The organism is Microbacterium sp. (genome assembly GCF_035277845.1).
Lineage (GTDB): Bacteria > Actinomycetota > Actinomycetes > Actinomycetales > Microbacteriaceae > Microbacterium.
In genome coordinates, this window is sequence record NZ_DATEJS010000217.1 from 1 (window position 1) to 3,358 (window position 3,358).

Annotated in this window: 3 protein-coding genes; 1 reads left to right on the plus strand and 2 read right to left on the minus strand. The window is 71.8% G+C overall.

Going from position 1 to position 3,358, the window contains the following annotated elements:
• Both VJR25_RS09125 and VJR25_RS09130 read right to left on the minus strand, forming a co-directional pair.
• Positions 1 to 828: amidase family protein (locus VJR25_RS09125; protein WP_324114659.1), on the minus strand; the 828-nt coding region annotated here is incomplete at its 3' end.
• 183 nt (positions 829 to 1,011) lie between these two features.
• Positions 1,012 to 1,953, minus strand: coding sequence for an AsnC family transcriptional regulator (locus VJR25_RS09130; RefSeq protein WP_324114660.1), 942 nt, complete (start codon positions 1,951 to 1,953; stop codon positions 1,012 to 1,014).
• 114 nt (positions 1,954 to 2,067) lie between these two features.
• On the opposite strand from VJR25_RS09130, the gene VJR25_RS09135 reads away from it, so the two are divergent.
• Positions 2,068 to 3,156 carry a C45 family peptidase gene (locus tag VJR25_RS09135; protein WP_324114661.1) on the plus strand — a complete coding sequence of 363 codons (1,089 nt, stop codon included), beginning with the start codon at positions 2,068 to 2,070 and terminating at the stop codon, positions 3,154 to 3,156.
• The last annotated feature ends 202 nt before the right edge of the window (positions 3,157 to 3,358 follow it).

Here is a 3,358-nt window from a genome sequence, read left to right on the forward strand (position 1 = left end):
GTCGACGACCACGCGGCCGCCGAGGTCGGGGGCGTAGGCGATGCGCACGCCGGTGAGGTCGCGCCGCCGCAGGTTCTGCAGCGCGGCGCGGTCCAGTTCGGGGGCGCACGGCACGTCGGGGGTCTCGCCGTTGATGACCGACAGCAGCAGGGCGGCGTCCTCGACGGTGCGGCCCATCGGGCCGGCGGTGCCGAGCGGGTCGAACACGTTCGGGCTGTCGGCGTTGGGGACGACGCCGGGCGTCGGGCGCATGCCCACGACGCCGCAGAAGCCGGCCGGATTGCGCAGGGACCCGCCCATGTCGCTGCCGTCGGCGATGGCCGTGAAGTCGGCGGCGAGGGCGGCCGCCGCTCCCCCGCTGGAGCCGCCGGCCGAGCGGGACGGGTCGTGCGGGTTGCGGGTGACGCCGTAGACCTTGTTGACGCTGTGCGACCCGGCGGCGAGCTCGGGGATGTTGGTCTTGCCGTAGAAGACGGCGCCCGCGGCGCGCATGCGGCCGATGTGCAGGTCGTCGTGGTCGGAGATCGAGCCTGCGAAGTGCCGGTGGCCGAGCGTGTTCGGGAAGCCGGTGACGTGACCGTAGTCCTTGACCGCAGTGGGAATGCCGTGCAGCACGCCGCGCTGCTCGGCGGGGGTCGCGTCGACGCGGCGCGCGTGGTCGTGCGCGAGCTGCTCGTCGAGGCCGACCACGGCGTTGATCTCGCCGTTGCGGCGGGACACCTCGGCGAGGTGTGCGTCGAGGAGCTCGACCGCGGTGAGCTCACCGGCGCGCGCAAGCCGCGCCTGCTCCTTCGCGCTCATCGTGATGATCTCGCGGGACTCGACCACTTCTTCTCCATTCCGCACCGCTGTGTGCCACATCGCGTGCATCGATGCACTGTTTGAGCCAGGGTACCGGCTCTCGGCGACGGATGTAAAGACTTCTCGACGAAATGGTGCACGAAACGTGCCTCAGTCACCGCCGAGCGCGCGCGGAATGAGCCACCCTCGCGGGCGGCATGGCGGAATGGTTCAGGCTTCCTGGACGCGGACGCCGCTGCGCTTGTAGGCCGCGACGACCGAGGCCGCCCGCATCCCGTCGACGTCGGCCGACCACGGGCTCTCCGTGAGGAAGCGGCGCAGCTCCGTCACGGTGGGCGCGGCGACGTCGACGAGGATCTGCTCGTCGGACAGCGTGAACGCCGCATATCGCACGTACGGGGATGCCTGCAGGCCGGCGGACACGGCGGCCACCGCGCCGGGGCGGACGCGCAGCCAGACGAAGGCCGCGATCGGCAGCCCGACGGTCGCCGGAGCCACGATCGCGCGCACCTCCACCACGTCGCCGAGGAGCACCCCGAGCCGCCGGCGCACCGCGGACTCGCTGAGCCCCACGCTGCCGGCGATGTCGATCGCGGCGGCGCGGGCGTCGGCTTCGAGCGCGGCGAGGATCGCCTCGTCGCCGGCATCCAGTTCGGGCACGGGCTGGTCGATCCGGGGCGGCAGGCCGAACGCGGGGTTCAGGGCCTGCGCCTCTTCGGGGGTCAGCTGACCCGGCATCCAGCTCGTGAGCGTCCGGTAGTACTCCAGCACCGGGATCAGCGCGACCCCCGTCACGCCCGGGATCGAGGGGATGTCGTGCAGCATGAGGTCGGCGTTCTCCGCCGGCTCGTGCTCCTCGACGAGGATGCGCACCGGCGAGCCGAGCACGTAGACGAAGATGCTGGTCTCGCGTGCGGCGAGGGCGCGGGCGACGGCATCCACGTCCGCGGCGGCGGCCTGCACCTCCAGCAGCACGGTGCGCGTGGAGTGCACCAGACCGACGCGGATGGCGCGGGAACTCAGCAGCGCATTGCCGCGTCGCACGACCGTGCGCACGGGCACGTCGATGACTCCGGCGATGCGGCGCCAGGACGCCCGGCCGTCGACCTGCAGCGCACCCACGATCCGACGGTCGATCTCGTCCAAGGCCATGGGCCAAGTATGCCGGGTGACCGCGGCCGCCACCGGGTCACCGCATGCTTGCCTAAAACGTTTTAGGTGTCTACCGTCTGACGGGCACCCCTGATCGATCGAGGAAGACGGGTCATGAAGCTGCAGACGGCCACCATCGACGCACTGTCCCCCGCCGAGCGCGGACGCCTGCTCGGCACGCGTTTCGGCGGCCAGTTCCGCGAGAGCGCGCGCCTGTACGACGAGCACTTCGCCGAGCTCGGCATCGACGCGCAGACGGTGCGCGACGTCACGGCGGGCTGCGTCGATCGGCTCGCCGGCTGGGCCCCGAACCAGGTCGCCGAGTTCACCGCGATCGCCGCGGCGGCGCAGGTCGACCCGCAGCGGCTGTTCGCAGTGGTCGCCCGCACCGAGGTGCTCGCGGTCGCCCCGGCGCAGGGCGAAGGCGAATGCTCCACCGCGGTGCACGTCGGCGCCGGCATCCCGGCCGAGACCGTGCAGACGTGGGACTGGCACGACCACCTCGTGCCCGAGGGGCTGCTGGCATCCTTCGTCTCGGACGCCGGCCTGCGGGTGAAGATGTTCACCGAGTTCGGCACCGCCGCGAAGCTCGGCGTGAACAGCGCCCGCATCGGACTGCACTTCAACATCCTGCGTCACGTCTCCGATCGCGGATTCGACGGGGTGCCGGTGCACTCCGTCGCCCGCCGCGTGCTCGACGAAGCCCGCTCGCTCGACGAGGCCGAGCAGATCGCCGCGAGCGCGGACGTCGCGGCGTCGACCGTGCTGACGGTGTTCCAGACGACGGATGCCGGATCCGACGCCCGCGGCTTCGAGCTGTCGCCCGCAGGGCTCGGCATCCTGCGCCCCGGTCTCGACGCCGACGGCGGCGACGGCTGGCTGCTGCACACGAACCACTTCCTCGACCCGGAGCTCAGTGCGGGCGACTGCATCGACCCGGCGTCCACCACCGCCGAGCGCTACGAGCACCTGCGGGCGGTTCGCGGCGACCTGGCCGGCCACTCCCCCGTCGAGCGCGCCCGGCGGGCCTGCGGCGGCGACGGGGCGGATGCCGTCATCTGCATGCGCCCCGATGAGTCGCTGCCCCGGATCGCGCAGTGGGCGACCCTGCTGACGGTGGGCATCGACACCGTCGGCACCGCTCTCGAGTACCACCCGGGAACGCCGGATGCCGCGGCATCCGCGGGCCTTCGCACCTTCTGACCCCTTCTCGCCGGTGCTCAGATGCCGACGGCGCAGCTCCGCCGGGAACCCCGCGCGCAGAGTGTCCGGGTGTCAGCTGGTCAGCGAATCCACGTAGGACTTGTTCTGATCCATCCACTTCTTCACGATCGCCGGGTACTCGCTCTGCGCGTGGTTCGTGCGGAACAGTGCGTCCTCCAGCGAGAACAGGTGCTTCGAGTCC